Source organism: Leptolyngbya sp. CALU 1928 (assembly GCF_056784215.1).
In genome coordinates, this window is record NZ_JBXBCE010000019.1 from 41,344 (window position 1) to 59,554 (window position 18,211).

At 48.4% G+C, this 18,211-nt stretch carries 21 protein-coding genes, 1 tRNA gene and 4 pseudogenes; 12 read left to right on the top strand and 14 right to left on the bottom strand.

What is annotated here, in order from left to right; translation table 11 throughout:
- Positions 1–2: 2 nt before the first annotated feature.
- The 5 genes from AC1S5B_RS25455 to AC1S5B_RS25475 all read right to left on the bottom strand — a co-directional run bounded on the left by AC1S5B_RS25455 (position 3) and on the right by AC1S5B_RS25475 (position 4,194).
- Positions 3–845: a M48 family metallopeptidase gene (locus tag AC1S5B_RS25455; RefSeq protein ID WP_482038466.1), complete on the bottom strand. Its 843-nt coding sequence runs from the start codon at positions 843–845 to the stop codon at positions 3–5.
- 265 nt (positions 846–1,110) lie between these two features.
- Complete coding sequence (gene rpsU, locus AC1S5B_RS25460) at positions 1,111–1,290, bottom strand: 30S ribosomal protein S21 (RefSeq protein ID WP_171573204.1); 180 nt, start codon at positions 1,288–1,290, stop codon at positions 1,111–1,113.
- Between the two features lie 110 nt (positions 1,291–1,400).
- Positions 1,401–1,655, bottom strand: coding sequence for a TIGR03643 family protein (locus AC1S5B_RS25465; RefSeq protein ID WP_482038467.1), 255 nt, complete (start codon positions 1,653–1,655; stop codon positions 1,401–1,403).
- 5 nt (positions 1,656–1,660) lie between these two features.
- A complete protein-coding gene (locus AC1S5B_RS25470; protein WP_482038468.1) occupies positions 1,661–3,307 on the bottom strand; it encodes a mucoidy inhibitor MuiA family protein in 1,647 nt (548 codons plus the stop codon).
- A gap of 86 nt (positions 3,308–3,393) precedes the next feature.
- Positions 3,394–4,194: a sensor histidine kinase gene (locus AC1S5B_RS25475; protein ID WP_482038469.1), complete on the bottom strand. Its 801-nt coding sequence runs from the start codon at positions 4,192–4,194 to the stop codon at positions 3,394–3,396.
- A gap of 116 nt (positions 4,195–4,310) precedes the next feature.
- Here AC1S5B_RS25475 and AC1S5B_RS25480 point away from each other — a divergent pair, with 116 nt between their 5' ends.
- Positions 4,311–4,550 (top strand): transposase family protein, encoded by a 240-nt coding sequence (locus tag AC1S5B_RS25480; protein ID WP_482038749.1) that lies wholly within the window; start codon positions 4,311–4,313, stop codon positions 4,548–4,550.
- A gap of 118 nt (positions 4,551–4,668) precedes the next feature.
- Here the strand turns inward: AC1S5B_RS25480 and AC1S5B_RS25485 are convergent, their stop codons facing one another.
- Both AC1S5B_RS25485 and AC1S5B_RS25490 read right to left on the bottom strand, forming a co-directional pair.
- The gene (locus tag AC1S5B_RS25485; RefSeq protein ID WP_482038470.1) at positions 4,669–4,914 is read right to left on the bottom strand and encodes a double zinc ribbon domain-containing protein; all 246 of its coding nucleotides are present in this window, start codon (positions 4,912–4,914) and stop codon (positions 4,669–4,671) included.
- Positions 4,915–4,926: 12 nt separating this feature from the next.
- Positions 4,927–5,271: a hypothetical protein gene (locus AC1S5B_RS25490; protein ID WP_482038471.1), complete on the bottom strand. Its 345-nt coding sequence runs from the start codon at positions 5,269–5,271 to the stop codon at positions 4,927–4,929.
- Between the two features lie 170 nt (positions 5,272–5,441).
- On the opposite strand from AC1S5B_RS25490, the gene cas12k reads away from it, so the two are divergent.
- The 5 genes from cas12k (at position 5,442) to AC1S5B_RS25515 (ending at position 9,587) form a co-directional block, all read left to right on the top strand.
- Entirely contained in the window at positions 5,442–6,137 is a 696-nt protein-coding gene (cas12k, locus tag AC1S5B_RS25495; protein WP_482038472.1) for a type V CRISPR-associated protein Cas12k, read from the top strand.
- Between the two features lie 70 nt (positions 6,138–6,207).
- Positions 6,208–7,327 (top strand): IS630 family transposase gene (locus tag AC1S5B_RS25500; RefSeq protein WP_482038473.1). Its coding sequence is split into 2 segments (ribosomal slippage): positions 6,208–6,623 and positions 6,622–7,327, totalling 1,122 coding nucleotides; the frame shifts between segments, so codons are not numbered across the junction.
- 89 nt (positions 7,328–7,416) lie between these two features.
- A complete protein-coding gene (locus AC1S5B_RS25505) occupies positions 7,417–7,974 on the top strand; it encodes a helix-turn-helix domain-containing protein (RefSeq protein ID WP_482033699.1) in 558 nt (185 codons plus the stop codon).
- A gap of 29 nt (positions 7,975–8,003) precedes the next feature.
- Complete coding sequence (locus AC1S5B_RS25510) at positions 8,004–8,750, top strand: transposase (protein WP_482033698.1); 747 nt, start codon at positions 8,004–8,006, stop codon at positions 8,748–8,750.
- Between the two features lie 36 nt (positions 8,751–8,786).
- Positions 8,787–9,587, top strand: coding sequence for a tyrosine-type recombinase/integrase (locus AC1S5B_RS25515; RefSeq protein WP_482038474.1), 801 nt, complete (start codon positions 8,787–8,789; stop codon positions 9,585–9,587).
- A gap of 116 nt (positions 9,588–9,703) precedes the next feature.
- Here the strand turns inward: AC1S5B_RS25515 and AC1S5B_RS25520 are convergent, their stop codons facing one another.
- From AC1S5B_RS25520 to AC1S5B_RS25530, 3 genes are all read right to left on the bottom strand, one after another.
- The gene (locus tag AC1S5B_RS25520) at positions 9,704–10,030 is read right to left on the bottom strand and encodes a hypothetical protein (protein ID WP_482038475.1); all 327 of its coding nucleotides are present in this window, start codon (positions 10,028–10,030) and stop codon (positions 9,704–9,706) included.
- A gap of 77 nt (positions 10,031–10,107) precedes the next feature.
- A complete protein-coding gene (locus AC1S5B_RS25525; protein WP_482038476.1) occupies positions 10,108–10,314 on the bottom strand; it encodes a hypothetical protein in 207 nt (68 codons plus the stop codon).
- A gap of 10 nt (positions 10,315–10,324) precedes the next feature.
- Positions 10,325–10,450, bottom strand: coding sequence for a hypothetical protein (locus AC1S5B_RS25530; RefSeq protein ID WP_482038477.1), 126 nt, complete (start codon positions 10,448–10,450; stop codon positions 10,325–10,327).
- Positions 10,451–10,547: 97 nt separating this feature from the next.
- Between AC1S5B_RS25530 and AC1S5B_RS25535 the strand changes: the two genes are divergently transcribed.
- On the top strand, positions 10,548–10,745 hold the full coding sequence (locus AC1S5B_RS25535; protein ID WP_482038478.1) for a hypothetical protein: 198 nt from the start codon (positions 10,548–10,550) through the stop codon (positions 10,743–10,745).
- 318 nt (positions 10,746–11,063) lie between these two features.
- Here AC1S5B_RS25535 and AC1S5B_RS25540 read toward each other — a convergent pair whose 3' ends face one another.
- Positions 11,064–11,894 carry a transposase gene (locus AC1S5B_RS25540; protein ID WP_482038479.1) on the bottom strand — a complete coding sequence of 277 codons (831 nt, stop codon included), beginning with the start codon at positions 11,892–11,894 and terminating at the stop codon, positions 11,064–11,066.
- On the opposite strand from AC1S5B_RS25540, the gene AC1S5B_RS25545 reads away from it, so the two are divergent.
- Entirely contained in the window at positions 11,861–12,553 is a 693-nt protein-coding gene (locus tag AC1S5B_RS25545) for a transposase (RefSeq protein WP_482038480.1), read from the top strand. The genes AC1S5B_RS25540 and AC1S5B_RS25545 overlap by 34 nt on opposite strands.
- Positions 12,554–12,984: 431 nt before the next feature.
- Here the strand turns inward: AC1S5B_RS25545 and AC1S5B_RS25550 are convergent.
- Positions 12,985–13,058: transfer RNA gene (locus AC1S5B_RS25550), tRNA-Val, on the bottom strand.
- A 106-nt stretch (positions 13,059–13,164) separates the two neighbouring features.
- Here AC1S5B_RS25550 and AC1S5B_RS25555 point away from each other — a divergent pair.
- Positions 13,165–14,051 (top strand): annotated as a pseudogene (locus tag AC1S5B_RS25555) (IS982 family transposase).
- A 116-nt stretch (positions 14,052–14,167) separates the two neighbouring features.
- Here the strand turns inward: AC1S5B_RS25555 and AC1S5B_RS25560 are convergent.
- A complete protein-coding gene (locus AC1S5B_RS25560) occupies positions 14,168–14,620 on the bottom strand; it encodes an ISAs1 family transposase (protein ID WP_482038481.1) in 453 nt (150 codons plus the stop codon).
- 219 nt (positions 14,621–14,839) lie between these two features.
- Between AC1S5B_RS25560 and AC1S5B_RS25565 the strand changes: the two are divergent.
- The 3 pseudogenes from AC1S5B_RS25565 to AC1S5B_RS25575 form a co-directional block, all read left to right on the top strand.
- Positions 14,840–15,638, top strand: a pseudogene (locus tag AC1S5B_RS25565) (IS1 family transposase).
- A gap of 60 nt (positions 15,639–15,698) precedes the next feature.
- Positions 15,699–15,851: pseudogene (locus AC1S5B_RS25570) on the top strand (IS5/IS1182 family transposase); the annotation flags it as partial.
- Positions 15,852–16,172: 321 nt separating this feature from the next.
- Positions 16,173–16,513: pseudogene (locus AC1S5B_RS25575) on the top strand (IS1 family transposase); the annotation flags it as partial.
- Positions 16,514–16,681: 168 nt separating this feature from the next.
- Here the strand turns inward: AC1S5B_RS25575 and AC1S5B_RS25580 are convergent.
- Entirely contained in the window at positions 16,682–18,145 is a 1,464-nt protein-coding gene (locus AC1S5B_RS25580; RefSeq protein WP_482038482.1) for a phosphoglucomutase/phosphomannomutase family protein, read from the bottom strand.
- Positions 18,146–18,211: the final 66 nt, after the last annotated feature.

Sequence of the window (18,211 nt, forward strand, 5' to 3'; positions counted from 1 at the left end):
GTTTAGCCTAGCGATCTCAATCGACTGCGATAGGTCACACCATCCAGCCCCTCTCCATACCGGCTTGCAGGGTTAATTGATTGCTGTAATCGACTGATGCGTTCACCCGTTGCAGGGTGAGTACTTAAAAACGTGGGCACCGATCGCGACTGAAGTAGCTTAGACATAAAATCGACCATGGCAGATTGGGCATAGCCAGTTTTTGCTAAAGTCTGCAAGCCCATCGTATCTGCTGCATACTCATCTTGGCGGCTATTGGGGCGGCGAAATGCTAGTTCAACTCCAATATTGACAGCCGTATTCCGATTCAAACCTGCTGCGCCAACCAATCCATTCGCAACTGCCATTTTCCTCATTTGAGCTACAGAATGCCGCCCAGCAATATGACCAATTTCGTGCGCTATCACACTAGCAAGCTCTGCCTCATTGCTTGCTAGTGTTAATAGCCCCCGGTTGAGATAGACAAAACCGCCCATGGTGGCAAATGCATTCACCCCGCGATCGTCCACCACCTGAAAGCGATACGGAATATTGGGGCGAGTGCTAGATGCCGCCAGCCGTTGCCCAATCTGATTCACATATTCATTCACTTGGGGATTTTGCAGAATGCGGACTTGTCCTCGCGTTAGCTGTTGATTGATTTGCTGACCAATTTCAACTTCTTGTCGATCGGACAAGCTAGACAGTTGAATCACCTGAATGCCTCGCAAAATCAAATCGCCCCAAGAAAGGGCTTGCGCGACCATCGGTTGACCCACCGTTAGCACGATCGCGATCGCGATTGAAATGCCAAAGTATCCCCAGCGTCGCAATTGTCGAGAAAGCTGAGCATAATACCTAAGCATGGGGTGAACTCGGTAAAGAATAAATTAGCAACTGCACCACTTTGTCCGAAGAGCCTGGAAAAAAATGCGCTAAAAATAGACACTGGCACTGTCGCTAAGGACGCATCGAATTACCTAAGAGTTCCCTAACTCCTTTACTGCTCTGAAAATCTAAAGGAAAATTAACGTGATCAAAGACAGCTACCAGTTTTGACAAGTTCTTGTCAGGTAAATGGCAACTGTCTCAAGCAAATATTTTTATGGGTGCCGCAATGTAAATCGATGGCTAGTTATAACGTCTTTTACGCCGAGCCATAATTGCCTTACGCTTCTGCTTTTCAATGGGGGTTTCAAAATGCCGATGGGATCTCAAATCTGCCAAAATTCCTGCCTTAGAAACCTGGCGCTTAAATCTCCGCAGGGCAGAATCAATTCCTTCATTCTCGCCAAGAACTACTTGGGTCATTCGCGATAAAATCTCCAGTTAAACGAACGTCATTTTAACTAATTTATCATCTCAATAAAAGAGATGTTTGGCAATTTTGCAGAATGATTTGCCCCTCGCCAATTATCCAATTAGCTATTCTGGTTTGCTGATTTAAATCGTCCGGCTAAAAAATCGCGCTCTTTTAGATGCTTGGTTTTGCGCCCCGTTACTCGTCTGCGCCACATCCTAAAGCTGGAAGGCTTCATCTCACGCCGCATTAGAGCAATCACCTGCTTTTCCTGTAAGCCAAACTGAAGGGCGATCGCCTCAAAAGTGGTGCGGTCTTCCCATGCCATTTCCAGAACGCGATCAATGGTTTCAGAATCTAGATTTGGTAATTTCATAGGTGCTATACATCCAGTCCAACAACTTCTGTAATCTCGCGAGAATGCTCCACGGTGAATTGATAAGTGATTTCTTGCGTGGCTTTTGGCTTCAGCAGTATCACCCATGCTAACTTTCCCAATTCACCCAGTTCGATTGGGGGACTGCTACGGGTTAAGCGAATTTTGATGCGTTCATTGCGGCTAACGGGCAGTTGCTCGGTGAGTTGTAGGGTGGCTTCTTGGTCGCGCAGATTGGTCACTAGCAATCGATAGGCGTAAGTGATTAGGCGCTTGTCTTGCATAAAGCGTTTGTCTACTTTGCGATCGACTAACTCCCGCTCTAGTTTCAACCCTTCATCAATACTAAGATTCAGCTTGAATTCTTGGCCGGGTGACACATTAGCGAGTGGGGTTGTGCCCACAAACATCTCATCGCGAAAGATGTTTGCCTGACCAGGAAGCAGAGTTGCACCCGTTCCAGGATTAGTGACCACGGCTTGCAGGTAAGCAAAGCTAACCAGTTTCGGAATGGCAATATATTCCATTTTGCAAGGATAGCTGTGGCTGAAAATGGTGATTTTGTGAGGGGAGCGATCGCCCGGAATATTATTATTTCCATCAATCTGAAAGGTGACGATACCGCCATCACTGCCAGTGGTCGCTGCCACGACGGTTGCTGCAAAGGCACCACCGAAACCAGCATCCCCAAAGTCTGAAAAGTTAGAGCCGTCAAACTCATCCATGAATTCAATGCCATTCGATTCTGCACGACCTACCTTCGCTCGTTGCATCATCATGGGCGCAGCGGCAGGCATGGGTGGCGGCAGGGGAACGTCTACATACCAGGGATCGAGTTTAGGTGGTAGGGTGCCCAAACCTGGTTTGGCAGTGGACAAAATCAGGGCGACATCTGTCCAGTCTTCGCCGGTGTTTTGCGTCACCTCTGCCAGGTAATCGAGTTGCAGCAGTTTGGTTTGGGTGTCTACGCGCAAATCATAGAGGGGTTGCCAACTAGCGCGATCGACGGTGTAAGAAACCTCTAAGTGAAATTCGCCTTCCCCGTTGGGTAAAATGCTGACAATAATGCTGTAGCTCTCTTTGGGGCGAGGCGTTTTGATCTGCTGAAGCTGCTGTTGTAGAGCCTTTAACTGTTTGTCGAGTTCTCGCAGTGCTTGATTTTGCTGGGCGATCGCCCTTGCCAAATCGCTGTGCTGCTGTCCTACAAATTCCAAAAGTTCGGCGGTTTGGGCTAAGTTGACTCGCTGCTCAGCTAAGCCACGAGAAAAGCGATCAACGGATTTTTCACTCAAGCTTTGAATAAAATTGCGCCGTAATTCTAACGCTGCCAGCCCATCTTGTAAGGTGCGTCGCTGGTCTTCTAGCTGCTGGATTTGGCTGGTTAATTGAGCCACGCGATCGCCAACCGGCTCTGTGGCATAAATTCGTTCAGTTTGTACCCCCAATAGACGCACCGAAACCGTTCCCGTTCCTTTTACCCGCACCGACTCCGGTTTCAAAAGGATGGGTAAGTTGGTCAGGGTCAGCGATCGCTCTTGCCCAGTCAGGGAGACGGTGCCTCGTCGGGTGACCAATGCCTGATCGGTATATACAGTGACGGCTGAGATCGCGGTATCCACGGTTTGGTTTGCTGGAAACTGACCACTGTCCATGGCTGTAATCTCCGAATTGTCAACGCCAGCCTAACACCAGTGATCAAAAATGGTGAGGATTCCCCCTTATCAAGCAAAGGTGGGGATTAAGTAGAAGGTGGGGCAATTGGCAAAGTGAAGTAAAAGCGGCTGCCTTCGCCATGTACCGATTCAAAGCCAATCTGCCCACCCTGGTTTTCAACTAAAAGCTTACACAAAGACAGCCCTAATCCGGTGCCCTCGATATTTTGGCGATCGCCATGCTTGACCCGATAAAACCGATTAAATAGGTGCGGCTGATCCGCTTCGGGAACACCTAACCCGTAATCTTGCACCCAAATTTCGACCCAACCGGATTGCTTGACTGTTGCACCCAGATCGATCCTGTGACCATTGGGTGAGTATTTGATCGCGTTGGATAAAAAATTGACTAAGACTTGAGACACCTGCCAGCGATCGCCCCAAACCTGAGGCAGCTCAGCGGCACATTGCTCCCTAACTGGATGAGGTGAAAATCCTGCTATTACCTCCTTAACCAGGGTTTGAAGACAAAAACTCATCGGCTGAATAGCGATCTTGCCAGTCTCCACACTCCGTAGTGCCATTAAGTCACGTAACAAAGTGGTCAAGGCATGCAGCTTTTGCTGAGTAAATTCCAAGAACTCCTGACGCTGGTCTAGGGTTAGCGATGGCTCACCTAGTATATGAACCGCGCCGTTTAACGCCGTTAAAGGTGTCGCAAGCTGATGGGTCAACAACTGCATCAGTTGGGCGTGTTGCAAAATTTGCTCTCGCAGAATTCGATTCTCTTGAAATGCTTGCCCTAACTCTTGGTCAGCGGTAACCCATTCGGACTCAACCGCAGGAAGCAAGACAGAGATAGAACGATCATTTGCGGAAGAAAACATGAAGAGAGAACCTTACATTTGCGGAAGAAAACATGAAGAGAGAACCTTATCTTGTTTACATATATTAACAAATGATCCATTTTTTTACGAAGCGATAGAGACTATGTCATACCAAAATTAAACAACCCAAGAAAAAGCCTCGAAACCAAAAGTTAAGCGACGAAGAGAAACAACAAAACCGGGAGATTTCTAGCGAACGAGTCGAAATCGAACATCAGATTGGGGGCATCAAACGCTGCAATATTGTGGTGCATCAGTTTCGCAATCGAACCGACTACTATGCCGATGATGGGATGGAAACTGCCTGCGGACTGCACAACTTGCGTCTGACCCATCGTCAACTTAAAGCGGTTTGAGATTGATATTGCTAGAAGGGTTCTCTTGACATTGTTTTAGAGTTCTTCATTATTTCCAATAATGTCTTATGACTGCTCACTTAGAGATCAGCCCCATTTAGCTTTAATTCAAATATGTTTAACAGTAAGGGCAAAAGCGAAATTTAAGTGAAGAGATCGCCTCATCGCAATTCTCGCAGCGATCACGCAACTGGCTTGCACAGACAAAACAGTACTTGGCAAGCGGATATGTCCACATTGAATCGGGTGGTGTTCCCGGCATCCAACAGTGGGGGCAAAACTTAAGGGTGGATTGCCCCTGCTGCTCGCCCTTACGAATCGCATCTAGATAATCTGCTGGAATACCAGGCATAGACTGACCCATTTTGAGCAGGACTTACGCAAGAGTCATTTGAACAGAGGGATGCTTGAGTTGGGCAACCAAGTAATCTGAGAGCATTCCATACTTGATCTGATAAACCATTCTGCCTGACTGGTAGGCGATCGTCTTCAGACGACACCAAACAAGCAAGGCACAGGCGATAGGATTACGTTGAATTCGCGCTTTGCGGCATCGACAGGCTTCTACGCCAGTCAACTGCTTGAGTTCTCTGTGAAACTCCTCAATCTTCCAACGGATGCCACACGCATCTTGTACGGCATCGGTGGAGGCTTGAGATAAGTCGTTCGTGACAACAAGCTCCGTCCTGTTGGTGGAAACAGTGACTCGGAATAGCTTCACTTTTTTGTCTTTGGGAAACCCTCGAATTTTGACCAGTTTAACCTTGCTCTAACTCTTGGCGACTCCAGACCAGTTCATCCACGCGCTGATAGGGTGCAGTGCCGCCACTATCAGCCACGCGCCGATCTCTTATTTTGCCTTACCCTCTCTTTGCGTAAGTCCTGACTCAGATGGAGAGTAAGAGCGACCTTCTAAAAACCCAGGAAGCTTACGTGAAGCGCCTAAGTTCCACGCTATCTCGGATTAACACACCTTTCGATCGCCCTAGCAACCCCCTCTATCAAGGGCAATCTCATATTCTTATAGGGCTATGCCTCGGTCTAGAAAACCCTGCGACAATCGCTGTTTGGGATGCTAACTCGAATCAAGTCGTGGCTAAGTATGGCATTCGACAATTGCTGGGTGAGAACTACAGCCTCCTGAATCGAAGACGTTCTGAACAACAGAAAACCGCGCATCAATATCATAAATCTCAAAAACGATCAGCACCGAATCAATTTGGAGAATTTGAGTTAGGGCAATACGTGGACCGATTACTGGCAAAAGCCATCGTGGCGATCGCTATAACCTACAAGGCTGGAAGCATTACAGTCCCAAAACTGAGAGATATCCGAGAAATTGTAGAAACAGAAATTAAAACCAAAGCAGAGCGGAAATGTCCAGGCTATCTAGAGGGACAGAAGAAACATGCCAAGCAGTACCGCGCTAGTGTTCACCGCTGGAGCTACGGCAGGCTCGTTGACAGTATTCGGAGTCAGGCAACCAAGCTGGATATCGCGATTGAATCAGCCAAGCAACCTCTGACTGGGAAATTGGAGGAAAAAGCCAGAGATGTGGCGATCGCTGCTTACCTAGCTCGTGCCTAGTAGTCCACCACAGTAACTATGGTGGGTAGCTTCTTGACAGGATAAACTACTGCTAAAACAGGTAGTAAGTATGACAAAGAAGTACATTGTCAGCTTGAGCGAAACAGAACGGGAAGAGCTAAAGAGCTTGATTCGCCAAGGAAAACAATCAGCAAGAACCCTAACACGAGCACATATTCTATTGCTCAGTGATGAAAATCAATCAGACCAAACCATTGCTCAAGCATTACACGTCCACGTCAATACGGTTGAACGCATCCGAGCCAAGTTCGTTGAACAAGGAGTTGAGTTTGCCCTGCGTAACCGTCCAATTCCAGGAGCAAGACGCAAATTGGATAGCAACGCAGAAGTCTATCTGGTTGCAACCGCCTGTAGCGATGCTCCCAATGGTCGAGCCAAGTGGACAATGAAACTCCTAGCAGATGAGTTAGTTCGCTTGGAGTTCGTCAATGAGATTTCAGATGAAACTGTGCGCCGTACTCTAAAAAAACAAAATTAAGCTCTGGCTGAATCAACAATGGTGCATTCCTAAAATTGATGCCGCCTATGTCTATCGTATGGAAGATTTACTCGAACTATATGCCCAACCTTATGACCCAAAACGCCCAGTTGTCTGCTTTGATGAGCGTCCTTACCCATTGGTCGGTGAAACTCGTCAACCGATTGCAGCTAAGCCAGGTCAACCCAAACGGGTAGACTACGAGTACGAACGTAATGGAGTGGTCAATTTGTTTGTTTGCCTCGACCCTTTAGCCGGTTGGCGGCATGTGGAGGTGACTGAGCGACGCACCAAATCAGATTTTGCTCATCAGATGCAAAGGCTAGTAGATACTCATCATCAAGAGGCTGAGTTAATCCGATTAGTCGTGGATAATCTCAACATTCACAATCCGGCAGCCTTATATGAAGTGTTTCCTGCCACAGAAGCGCGACGTATCTTGTCCAAGTTGGAGTTTCATTACACGCCTAAGCACGTTAGCTGGTTAAACCAGGTCGAAATTGAAATATCCGTGTTATCACGTCAGTGTTTGGATCGCCGCATTCCAGACCAAGAAACGTTGATTCATGAGATCGCCCTATGGGAGGAACAACGCAATGCTCAAAAAACCACAATCGATTGGCGCTTCTCAGCCGCAGATGCACGGGTGAAATTGCAACACTCTTACCCTGTCTTGCCCCACCAAACTTAATGTGGTTGAGTACTAGTGGGTCATTTGCTACGGTTGCTGCCATTCTCTAAAGGCTCGAAAATGATGACATTCTAGCGTGAGGTGAGGCTATGACTCGTCATCAAAAACATCCCCTTCGGAGTCTCACTCCAGAAGAGCAGCAATATTTAGAAAAAGTGAGTCGGTCGCAAAGTGAAAGCGCCAGTCGAGTTACCCGCGCCAAACTATTACTGGCGGTAGCAGAGGGTTGCGATTACACGGATGCAGCTCGAAGAGTCGGACGACGCTCTGGAGATGCAGTTGCCCAATTAGTGGCACGGTTCAACCAAGAAGGGATTACAGCACTGAACTTCCGACATGGAGGAGGCCCTGAAGTTGTGTATGGGAGTGAACAACGCTCCAAAATCCTTCAGGCAGTGCAACGCAAACCGGAACGACTAACCGATGGAACGGCAACCTGGAGCTTGAGTACTCTACAGCGGAGCATTCGAGAGCAGGAACCAGAGTTATCGCGGGTGAGTACCTACACCTTACACAAGGTGTTGAAAGAGTCAGGATGGAGTTGGCAGAAGAACCGGAGTTGGTGTGAAACCGGGAAAGTGGTGCGAAAACGAAAATCGGGAGTGGTGACAGTGGTAGACCCGGATGGTGAAGCAAAAAAGCATTAATTGAGCAAGCCTATACCGTCGCAGAGGCAATGGGATTAGCCGTTTGGTGTGAAGATGAAGCAGGTCCGTTTACCACGGTTCCTTACCCAGGCGAGAGTTGGCAACCCCAGGAACATCCAGCAACTTATTCGCATGAGTATGTCAAAGATGGGACTGCCAAGCTGTTAACACTCTTTCATCCCAGGGACGGGAAAGTCCGAGTCAAAGGGGTACAAAGCTGTACCAATCAGGTATTACATCCTTGGTTGAAACAAGAATTAGCAGAGATTGTCCAATCTCTACCTGCCCCGATTGCTGCAACGAGTGCAACGGATACGCGTTTATTATGGCAACGATGGCGCGAAAATCTGAGCATCAAATTTACATTGCCCCAACCACTGCCGCCCTTAAGAATGCTGTTAATTTGCGACAATCTGGCAGGACATAAAACACCTGAGTTTGTCCTCTGGCTATGCGCTCATGGCATCTTACCCCTTTACACTCCTTTGGGCGGAAGTTGGCTCAATATGGCAGAATCCATCCAACGGATTTTGAAACGACGAGCCTTATCTGGGCAACATCCCCAAACCCCTCAGCAAATTATGGATTGGTTTGAAGCAGTTGCTCAAGCTTGGAATCAGCATCCAACTCCCTTTGAGTGGAGTGGCAAACGGTCTGCGCGACGACAGAGAGCACGAATCCGACGGCAGCATCAGTTGGGTGGTTCAGGTGCTTGTACGGCTTCCCCAATTTCTAGAAATCGTCCCTCTAAATATGGCAATACTCATGCCAAATGACCCACTAGTACCCGACGTTCCTATGAATCAACCTTGATGCCCTTGCTCCAGGAATATGGGCGATCGCCGATTGAAATCTTGACTCGGCAAACGTTACAGGAGTATCTCAACAGCCTGACTGAAATTTCCTACACGATCCATCATCGACATCAGGCGATTATTCAGGCATTGTTCAATTTTGCGGTTGAGCAGGGCTATCTGAAATCCAACCCGATCGCCCAACTGAAACGCCGAAAACTAGACCAAACAAAAGGTGAGCATCATACCGATGCGGTCATTCGTTACCTAATTCCTGAACAACTCGCCACGTTGTACCGTGTTGTGGCCTGCGATTTTCGGATGAATGCGCTGGTACATCTGCTGCATCGAACAGGCGCAAGAATTGCTGAAATTTTGGCTCTTGACCGACAAGACTTAAATTTGGAACAGCGGAAGTTTCAAGTGATTGGCAAAGGCAATAAGCAGCGTTGGTGTTTCTTTAGCGAGGATGCCGCACAGGCTTTAGAACGCTACTTCCGTTATCAGAGGCATCCTGGTTGTTCTGCCCTTTTTACGGCTCAACAGCCTTTTACCTTGGAAGTTAGCCGTTTGAGCTATCGGATGGTACATCAATGTTGGGCTGACCTCATTTCCCAGGAACCTTTGCTTAAAGGGGTTCGGATTCATGACTTACGCCACACTTTTGCGACAGAACGAGTGGGGCTGATGGGCATTGAAGAATTGAGAGCATTAATGGGGCATCAAAATATTCAGACAACTTTGCGCTACCAAAAAGTAACATCGCAACGGGCAGAAATGATAGCTCAAAAAGCTTTTGAATTGCTATCTAAAATATAGTGATCAGAAAGTAGACAAGGTAATACTTTTTGTCTGACTACGCTTACTGACGCAGAGTACAAATTGTACTCTGCGTCAGTAGAGTGAGGCTTCACCTGAGTTGAGGGGACAACCATTCATAGTCCTGGGGTGGATTCTTCCATAGGCTCAAGGGCGTTCTCCCAGGCGACGATAGCTTGTTTCCAGACAGAACTGGGAGAGGCTGAATCGAGCCAGAGGAGGTAGCACCAGTCCCAACGGCAGGAGTGAGGAGCGAAGGCGTAGAATCTGCCGATCGCAATGCCCCAATCTGTGGATTCCCCATTGGCGATCCATTGCAGGCGATCGCCATAGAGGAAGCGGGGCATTTCCACATCAGGAAAATGGGCAGGCAGGTCTGGCACAGGCGTTTTTAGATGTGGATCAATCAGAGAGCCAATCTGTGAGAGGGATGGATCAGACATGCGATCGTGTAACCTCGGGTGTAAATGATGTTGGTGCCAGATACCAAAGATGAAAAACGGAATTTGGCAGGGAATGATCAAGGTTGATTGCGTAACTCTCGGACAATTTCTTGCGCCAGGTTTTTGCTCCACACTTGTTCAAAGGGACAAGAAACCCGATCACCTTCTCGCTGAAACCAACCGATCGCTTCTTCAAGTTGAGCAACCGAGTAGGTGTCATTGACCAGCATTTTGTTGAGCAGGCTTTCAATCACTAGCGCTTGAGCCTCATTCAAAACGAGCATGGGTGTTCTCCTATTGCAGTGGGTTATTTTTACTGAGGATGACCAAGGCTTTATCAATGTCGCGAACCTTAATTCCTCTAAGGGCAGTCAGGATGGATTTGATGAGGGCGACCTCATCGGGGGTAAGGGTAATCATGTCTAAGCTCTTTTGAAATTTGCCATAATGCCACAATGCCACATTAGAGGAGTTTCGTATAAGACAATGTGAAAGTTGCGATTTAATAGGATTCAGGATGAGTGCCAAGCGAAAACCAGAGTTTAGGGTCTTCACTGACGAAGATGTGGCTACTCTGGTTAAAACCCTGGCAGCCTTAAAAAATATGAGTATTTCTGAGTTATTTAATGAGGCTCTAGATCTGTGGTTGTCACAGCCTGAGCAGCAGACGTTGATAGAGAGACACAATTTAGACGAGATTGAAGAGCCTGACTAAGTGGTGGCTAGCGTTGCCATTACACTTATGGCAAACTTTGTTATTGGCAGTACTGGTGATGACCACTTCCCGAATTCATTCTGCGATCGCGCTTGCAGAAACTCCTCAACCCGTAACAGCCTGAGGTTCATTGGGGTTCCGCGATTTCAACTGTTTGAGAAGAGCTAGCTGAGTTGGATTTTAGGGGAATTAAGATGGGTTCTGGTGTGGGACGCTGTGGCATGGGCTGGATTTAGTAAAGGTGAACTAATGACACCCAGCTTCCTTGAATCGTATTCCTGAGTCAACCAGCACGACCGCGCAGGAATTTCAGATGATTCAAGTAAGATGAATTGTCCATTGCTTGGTGATGGCTAAACGAATCCAATTCCAGCCTAACTTGAGATAACTCATTCCACGATTCCAGTGAGTGTCCACTAAACGACGCTTGCCCGATGCCACCACCTGAGTCCCCTGTAAAACCAAAAACAGCATCGTCAAGGCAATCACACCACACAGTTGAGTCAGGGCAAACTTGTCTCGCAACCGGGAGGCTTCCAGGTGGAAGCCATTCGATTTTAGGTCCAAAAAAGATTCTTCCACTTGAAACCGCAATCGGTATTGGGCAAAAGTTTGCAGCGTGGTCGGTTCGTCACTGACAATCACCCAATCTTCATCACTCAACTTGTCATGAGCAAACGCCAAGTAAACGTTGGGGTAGGGGTTGGTTTTACCAATCGACACACGGGGGGTGAAGTAGGCTTGTCCTGTTTGCAGTTGCACCGATGAAACCTTGTGCCATTGACCCTGAAGTTGAAACTGGAACGAGCGTTTGATGCGGATGCGAAAATGCCAGTTCAAAGTCTCCCGTAAGTACTTCATCAACTTGCCATCGGCAAAACCTCGGTCTGCTAGCAACACAATGGCGACTCCATCAGGCATCAGTCGTGCCGCTTGCCGCAGCACCCGTTGAATAGTCCATAATCGTACCGTGCTGCTCGATTGTGCCACGACGCGCCAAGCAACCGGGATGGTTCTTCCCCGATACACCACCCCAACCCAGACGATACAGAAACAATTCCACACCACTGTTGTGTCCAGACTCAGATACAATCGCTCCGATTTCCACTCAGACAGTGCTTGGTGACCGAGAGTTTCATAGTGTGGCACTGGCTGATTGGTTGCGCCAACAACGCGTCCACTTTGTCCTGAGACTGCCCAAGAGTACAACGGTTGAGCCATTTCCCAAGGCTGGGTATACCCGGCTTGATGAGTTAGCTCAGTTTCCGGGCATCGCCGTGTATGAGGTGCAAGTGCAAGTCACTCAGCAACAGGGGTTTGGTCGCTTCAATTTGGTGACTCGATGGAAACGAGCCTATCGGGGTCATCAAGCCAACGAAGTTTGGGATCTACTCACCAACCTTGAGAGTCTTGAAGTGGCTTTGGAGTGTTACCCAAAAAGGTTCTCAATTGAACCCATGTTTCGAGATTTTAAGTCTGGCGGTTACCACCTCGAAGACACTCAACTGACAGGTCAGCGCTTCTTGGCGATCGTGCTGTTGATTGCCATTGCTTACACTCTGGCGACGGATAACGGTCAGCGGATTCGTCGTAAGCAAGTCCAGCATTATGTGGGTCGAGTCTCTGAACCCGGACGCACTCAAAAACGACACAGTGATTTCTGGATTGGTTTGTATGGTCAGTTATGGATTGATTCGTTCAATTGTTGGTCAACTTGGGCACAACAACTGATGCAGCTTAAGCCCCAAAAGCGGGTCTTTTTCTTGCGAGGATTAAGGGCTATGAACTTGCTCCAGTCTTCCTTCTAGCCTTGTTGTCACCTCGTGAGGATCACGAGTCAAACCTTCAGTCGCAATCACCTGTTTGTTCTGAGGCAGGCTGAAAGAAGGCTACACCTTTGACATTGAATACGAGCCGGCCGTCGCAATCACCTGTTTGTTCTGAGGCAGGCTGAAAGTTGTTGAGCGAGTAGCCTTTAACCACTATGTCCGGTCGCAATCACCTGTCCCAATTAGGGCAGGTTGAAAGGCGGTTGCAACGATTAGAAATCCTGCAACTCAAACTACGGTTAAAAAACTTTAAAGCGGGTTGAAAGAGAGCACCACGTTGACATCTTGGCGACATTAATTTGTCACTAGTATTTCTACGACATTAATCTGTCATGATGACTAGAATTTGGCACCGACGACACTAATATGGCACCGATGACATTTAATTAGTCACTGTACAACAACAAGTATGGACACAACTGGACTCGAACCAGTGACCCCCACGATGTCAACGTGGTGCTCTAACCAACTGAGCTATGCGTCCGTTACGGTACATGATTCTATCATAACGCGATGTGCAACTAAGTTCTTGCAAGGAAAGTCCCACTGGATAATGCTAGAAGTACAACTTATCTAGCTGGAGTGGGACTATGTTTACTACTGAAGAGTTTATCATCGCTGTTTTTTGCTGTGTAGATGACTTGCTCAAGGAGGTCACCCAAGGGCAGCCGATTCGAGAAAAAGGATTTGCTCCTGCTTTAGCAGACAGCGAAGTACTGACGATGGAAATTGTGGCAGAGTACCAAGGGATGGATGCAGACCAAGCGATTTGGCAATACTTTCGGCGGCACTGGCTGGGTCTGTTTCCCAAGTTGGGCAGTCGGTCTGCCTTTGTGCGGCAAGCCGCGAACTTGTGGCAATACAAAGAACGGCTTCAGCAACGTTTAGCCGCACAACTGGGTGCATTTGCCGATGCCGTTCACCGGATCGATGGCATTCCCATCCCTTTGTGCGGCTTCAGCCGTGCCCCGCGATGTCAAAGTTTCCAAGGGGAAGCCGCTTATGGCTACTGTGCGGCAAAGAAGCAGACCTACTATGGGTTTCATGGTCATTTACTCATCAGTTCCACCGGGGTGATTACTGGGTTTAGCCCCACTCCGGCTAATGGCAGTGAACGAGAGGCGCTCTGGGACATCGTGTGCACGGTTCGTGGTCTCCTGATTGGGGACAAAGGGTATCTCTCGCACTCCCTCCAGCATCAACTCCAAGCAGTCGGTATCCAGCTAGAAACGGCGTTGCGCTCAAATATGTACGATGAGCGAAACCCTGCTTGGGTGAAGTTACTGATGCGGGTGCGACGACTCATTGAAACGGTGATTGGGCAGCTTGTTGAACGATTCTCAATTGAAAAAGTTTGGGCGCGGGATGTGTGGCACTTGACCAGTCGGCTCAAAAGCTGTTAGCTCACACCGTCTGTCGATGGCTTAATCGTCACAGTCCCAACCCATTGCACTTCGAGCAGCTTGTCTCAGCCTAATTTTTAGTCGCCCATCGCGCATCATAGTAACTCAGCAAGATTTTACCCGAAGTCAGAATTACCTTATCCCCAGGGCGAACGCATCTTAATTCAAGCAAAATCTTGAGTAAGTAGTCTTAATCCCAGCCTGCTTGCAATCGTTTATTCCTGACCCCTAACTTAAGTGAGGTTTCTTGAGCGAGCAAGTTGAGGGCAATATGCCGAACAACTGCCAAATTCTCGGGTGCAAAGTCTTTACGAACACGACAAGTATCTTCCACAAAAGCAAGGTCTAATACCCAATGCAGGGCATTTTCCACCAACCAATGACTGCGAACAGCTTGAGATAATCGTGCGGCATCCCTGGTCAGGCTAGTGATGTAGTAGCGTGTTTCACGTTCAACTTTTCCTGGAAGACGACGCTCTGCCTGAATCATGCCAATGCTGGTGAACTTCTCCCATTTATCGGCATCGACCAAATACTCCCCCTGTCCCATCGTCCAACAGCGCCGAATCTCAACCCGTCCATGTCCTTTAGCGATAGTTTGGTCAAATGTATGCTCAATGTCAGCAAAGTTGCATGGTTGCATGACTGGGCATGCGCAAAAATTTGCTGCACATCGGCAAACAAATTGCCTTGATTGTCTTTGAGTGCCAGAACATAGTTCGCATCACGCTCGATAATTTTAGTCTGGACTAAAGGTGAAGAGAAAGGCAGTCAATGCGAGACACCAGCTGCCGCCCGGTAGTGGACTAGACCTGGGGAAATGAGAGAAACTAAAAAGGTCGTTTGCCTAAAAGTTTCTGACATGGTACTTGAACCCGTTCTTTGCCCCAGTTGTGGAAGTAGTGATGTCGTCAAGCATGGGCAATCGGGTGAGGGAAAGCAACGCTATAAATGTCGTAACTCCGAGTGTTCCCGTTGCACCTTTATTCGAGCGTATGCCTATCGAGGGTATCTGCCCCAAGTAAAGCAACAGATTGTGGACATGGCAATGAACGGCAGCGGCACTCGTGACACAGCGCGAGTCCTCAAAATTAGTCGCACCACCGTGACTGAAACGTTAAAAAAAAGATCGTCATCTCAAAGCAGTCAATGAGAAACGCTTAGCCCAACTTGAACCGACTCAAGCGATCGTTTGCCTGTGCCAGTGGCAGGATTTAGAGGTTGAGGCAGACGAAATGTGGAGTTTTGTAGGTTCAAAACCAACAACAACGGTGGTTGTGGCACGCGATAGACCATGACACGGGAGAAGTGTTAGCGTATGTACTTTCTAACCACCAAGATAGTGCATTTCTCCGACTCAAAGCGTTGTTAGAACCCTTTGGCATCATGCAGTTCTACACCGACAGTTGGGGAGCTTATGTTGGCGTAGCCTGCCGGAGGCATTACGACATGTCGATCCGGCTTTTCACACGGTTGGTAAACGTCATACTCAGACGTAGAGCTTCGCTCCGCCGAAGGCGTATGAGCGCAAGCATTTAACTTTGCGCACAAGGATTAAACGCTTAGCTCGCAAAACGATTTGTTTTTCTAAGTCGATCTGGTTGCATGATGTAGTCATTGGTTTGTTCATCAACCGCTACGAGTTTGGTTTAGAAGTCTGACTAGATCCACTGGTCTAGTCCACTACCCTAAAATTGACGGGCGCACTCAAACGCGCGCTTAAACGCCGCAGTGCGATTGAACCTGTGATTGGGCATAGCAAACAAGACCATGCTTTAGGGCGCAACTTTTTGCAGGGCACAATCGGCGACCGGATCAATGCCTTGCTCGTTGGCTGCGGCTTCAATTTGCGTAAACTATTTCGCTTCTTTTTGACTCATCCCCTGATTCCCTCTCAGGCGATCACTTAATCCCAGTTCTTCAGGGACGACTAGTTAGTCAAACCTGAAGAACTCCCTTGATTTTGGGGTACCCAACCATCAACTGGCATATCAGAAGAGTTCCAGCGGTCAATTTCGGTGGACTCGAATTTGAGTAGTTCCAGAAAATAGGGATTTGAGGGAGCCTCAAATTTAGTGATTTTCCCAGAATTTGCAAGGCTTTGCACAGTTTCTTGCGATTTCAAACCACTCTTTTTAGGCTAAAATTCTTGCCCTGAAAGGGTTCATTAGGTTTTTCAGGGACGACTAGTTATCACAGAAGGCAAAACCGCTTGCAAATTTTGGAATAGCGATGATTGGGGAGGGTATGAGCGAGTGCTGCCGCCTGAAATAGTGCACTACATTGGCAAGGATAGGACGCAACGACTTGAGCGCACCAATGGCATCGTCAGGCAGCAGACGGGGCGGTGGCACCGTAGACAGAACAAGTTCGGCAAGGTCTGGGAGCAAACCAAGGTGACGATAAGGTTAGTGGTGAGTTATTTCAATTGGATTTGGCGGCACGTCGATTCAAGACAACTGCCGCTCAACGAGCAGGGCTGACTGAGCGTCCTTGGGGTTGGCATGATCTCGCCACCTTTCCAACAATAATCTGATGCATTACCCTAGCGTTTTGCACCCTCCTCTACGTCTATTTGCTTCATATTTATTCTTTAAATTGATCTCGTAATTAGCAAATTCTCCTGACAGCAGAATCTCGAGCGTATCAACAGTCTGACTATCCATTAACTAACTTGTTGCGATCGCCATTTCCTATCCCTTATCTATGCTTTATTTGCCCATTCTCTCGCCCAATCAAGGGTTTCGTGGACTTGTTCCAGGGTTTTTGCTTCGGAATACAACCGCAAAACGGGTTCTGTGCCGCTGAAGCGAATTAATAGCCAGCGTCCGTCTTCCAATCGGAATTTGTAGCCATCGATCGCCAGGACATCCACTACTTTTTGTCCAGCGATTTCGGTGAGGGGTTGGCTTTCGAGTTGGTTCAGCAATCGTGCCCGTGCTTCCATACCAGACAAAGGCAGATCGATGCGATCGTAGCTGGCAAAGAAATCGGCGCGGGTTTGTAGATCACGATAAATATCGCTGAGGTCGGCGTTAAACTTGACGATCGCTTCTAGGACATACAGCGCCGACAGCAGGGCATCTCGTTCAGGAATGTGGTTGCCATAGCCGATGCCCCCAGACTCCTCGCCGCCAATCAGCACGGGGGTTTCTAACATGCGATCGGCAATATATTTGTAGCCAATCGGTGTTTCGTAGACGGATAAGTTATGTAATGCCGCCACTTTGGGCATTAGGTCTGAACCGCTGATGGTTTTGATGAATTCACCCGTAAAGCCGCGATGAACCACGAGATGCTCCATCAAGATAGGAATGAGAATTTGGGAACTGAGAAAGTTTCCTTGTCCATCGACTGCCGCAATCCGATCGCTGTCGCCATCAAATACTAGAGCCACTGCTAGCCCAGTTGGATGCTGTTGCCGATAGGCGTGAACTTGGTGAAACAGTTCCGCCATGTACTTGGGCAGTGGTTCCGGTGCGCCTCCGCCAAATAATGGATCGCGATCGCTGTTCACTTCTCGAATGGCAGTGCCCAACAGTTGTTCCAAGCCACCCGCTGCGGCACCGTGCATGACATCCGCAAACACCGTCAGTTCACCGGTTTCAATCGCCTCGCGAATCATGGCAATATCTACCTTCGTTCGCAGCCCTTCGCAGTAGCTTGTCCAAGGATTAAAAGTGGTCAGGCTACCAGGAGTGGCAGCGGGTGTGAAGCCGTCGGGCAACCGTGTTTCAATTTGCTGGGTGACTGCGGGTGAAACCGATCCGCCAAACGCTCCTTTGACTTTCAATCCAGAATATTTTCCAGGATTGTGGCTGGCGGTGATTACCAAGGCTCCGAGAGCATTCTGCTGTTTTGCCGCCCAGCTAAAGGCAGGAGTGGGCGCATAGCCATCGGATAGCAGCACGTCAAATCCAGCCTGTTGGACGGACTCTGCGACCGCTGCTGCAAATTCTTCTGACAAAAAACGGCGATCGTAGCCCACCACAATCGTGCGGCTGTTGTTGGTTTCGCCGCTATAGTTTTCGGCTAGGACTTGTGCCGCGATCGCTGCCACATAACACACCCGTTCAAACGTAAACTCTGCCGCAATCACACCCCGCCAACCATCTGTCCCAAACTTAATGCCGTCGATTAATGCCGCAGTCGGAGTGGATTGAGTCATAAACTAGGTTGCCTCATGCTTTTTTCACTAGGATTCCCTCACGAGTGTATTCGCAACTAGAGGGAA

What these genes read in the sequence shown, in the direction of transcription:
- AC1S5B_RS25455 (WP_482038466.1), bottom strand. Translation starts at nt 845, where the DNA reads ATGCTTAGGTATTATGCTCAGCTTTCTCGACAATTGCGACGCTGGGGA.
- rpsU (WP_171573204.1), bottom strand. Translation starts at nt 1,290, where the DNA reads ATGACCCAAGTAGTTCTTGGCGAGAATGAAGGAATTGATTCTGCCCTG.
- AC1S5B_RS25465 (WP_482038467.1), bottom strand. Translation starts at nt 1,655, where the DNA reads ATGAAATTACCAAATCTAGATTCTGAAACCATTGATCGCGTTCTGGAA.
- AC1S5B_RS25470 (WP_482038468.1), bottom strand. Translation starts at nt 3,307, where the DNA reads ATGGACAGTGGTCAGTTTCCAGCAAACCAAACCGTGGATACCGCGATC.
- AC1S5B_RS25475 (WP_482038469.1), bottom strand. Translation starts at nt 4,194, where the DNA reads ATGTTTTCTTCCGCAAATGATCGTTCTATCTCTGTCTTGCTTCCTGCG.
- AC1S5B_RS25485 (WP_482038470.1), bottom strand. Translation starts at nt 4,914, where the DNA reads ATGGGTCAGTCTATGCCTGGTATTCCAGCAGATTATCTAGATGCGATT.
- cas12k (WP_482038472.1), top strand. Translation starts at nt 5,442, where the DNA reads ATGGAGAGTAAGAGCGACCTTCTAAAAACCCAGGAAGCTTACGTGAAG.
- AC1S5B_RS25505 (WP_482033699.1), top strand. Translation starts at nt 7,417, where the DNA reads ATGACTCGTCATCAAAAACATCCCCTTCGGAGTCTCACTCCAGAAGAG.
- AC1S5B_RS25510 (WP_482033698.1), top strand. Translation starts at nt 8,004, where the DNA reads ATGGGATTAGCCGTTTGGTGTGAAGATGAAGCAGGTCCGTTTACCACG.
- AC1S5B_RS25515 (WP_482038474.1), top strand. Translation starts at nt 8,787, where the DNA reads ATGCCCTTGCTCCAGGAATATGGGCGATCGCCGATTGAAATCTTGACT.
- AC1S5B_RS25520 (WP_482038475.1), bottom strand. Translation starts at nt 10,030, where the DNA reads ATGTCTGATCCATCCCTCTCACAGATTGGCTCTCTGATTGATCCACAT.
- AC1S5B_RS25525 (WP_482038476.1), bottom strand. Translation starts at nt 10,314, where the DNA reads ATGCTCGTTTTGAATGAGGCTCAAGCGCTAGTGATTGAAAGCCTGCTC.
- AC1S5B_RS25530 (WP_482038477.1), bottom strand. Translation starts at nt 10,450, where the DNA reads ATGATTACCCTTACCCCCGATGAGGTCGCCCTCATCAAATCCATCCTG.
- AC1S5B_RS25535 (WP_482038478.1), top strand. Translation starts at nt 10,548, where the DNA reads ATGAGTGCCAAGCGAAAACCAGAGTTTAGGGTCTTCACTGACGAAGAT.
- AC1S5B_RS25560 (WP_482038481.1), bottom strand. Translation starts at nt 14,620, where the DNA reads ATGCAACCATGCAACTTTGCTGACATTGAGCATACATTTGACCAAACT.
- AC1S5B_RS25580 (WP_482038482.1), bottom strand. Translation starts at nt 18,145, where the DNA reads ATGACTCAATCCACTCCGACTGCGGCATTAATCGACGGCATTAAGTTT.